The organism is Haemophilus haemolyticus (genome assembly GCF_001008275.1).
In the GTDB taxonomy this organism is placed as follows: Bacteria; Pseudomonadota; Gammaproteobacteria; order Enterobacterales; family Pasteurellaceae; genus Haemophilus; species Haemophilus haemolyticus_P.
In genome coordinates this window covers 1-583 of sequence record NZ_LCTH01000060.1, presented here as the reverse complement: position 1 = coordinate 583, position 583 = coordinate 1, and the positions used below count along the sequence as shown (strand labels likewise).

Annotated in this window: 2 protein-coding genes; one reads left to right on the top strand and one right to left on the bottom strand. The window is 44.6% G+C overall.

The window, feature by feature from the left end; translation table 11 throughout:
• Nucleotides 1–3 precede the first annotated feature (3 nt).
• Complete coding sequence (locus AAX15_RS09395; protein ID WP_329956736.1) at nucleotides 4–159, top strand: helix-turn-helix domain-containing protein; 156 nt, start codon at nucleotides 4–6, stop codon at nucleotides 157–159.
• On the opposite strand, the gene AAX15_RS08865 is transcribed toward AAX15_RS09395, so the two are convergent.
• The coding region (locus tag AAX15_RS08865) for a YbhB/YbcL family Raf kinase inhibitor-like protein (protein WP_046940112.1) at nucleotides 156–583 on the bottom strand (428 nt) is incomplete at its 5' end. The two genes, AAX15_RS09395 and AAX15_RS08865, sit on opposite strands and share 4 nt — an antisense overlap.

Genomic DNA, 583 nt, shown 5'->3' with positions numbered 1-583 from the left:
CGAATGATGCGAGCGTTGAATTTGTTACAACTCACTCAACGCCCAATTTCACAAATCGCCTATGAAGTTGGCTATGAAAGTCATTCACGTTTTTCCGTGAAATTTAAACAACATTTTGGCTGTTCTCCGTTAGAGGTTCGGCAATCGAGTGCTGTTTAACGACTATGTTCTACAATAATAGAAGCTTCGGCAAGGGCATTAGCTTTAGTAAAATAGCCGACTACAGCAGGCATTGTATCTGCCGTCACATTTGGCAGGATTTCTACACTTACCGCTGTGACTTTAATTTCGTAACGATGTTTTTGTCCTTCGGGTGGACAAGCTCCGCCAAAGCCTGGCACACCAAAATCAGTACGGGTTTGCAGCGCACCTTGTGGTAAATTAGTACCGTCCGCTGTAATGCCTTCAGGAAGAGCGGTCGTTTTTGCAGGAATATTTACAACCACCCAATGCATCCAGCCAATGCCTGTTGGCGCATCTTTATCATAGATCGTTACCACAAAACTTTTCGTCCCTTTCGGAGCATTCGCCCAAGAAATTGCTGGTGACAGATTTCCTCCATTGCAACCAAAACCATAATCGG

What these genes read in the sequence shown, in the direction of transcription:
- AAX15_RS09395 (WP_329956736.1), top strand. Translation starts at nt 4, where the DNA reads ATGATGCGAGCGTTGAATTTGTTACAACTCACTCAACGCCCAATTTCA.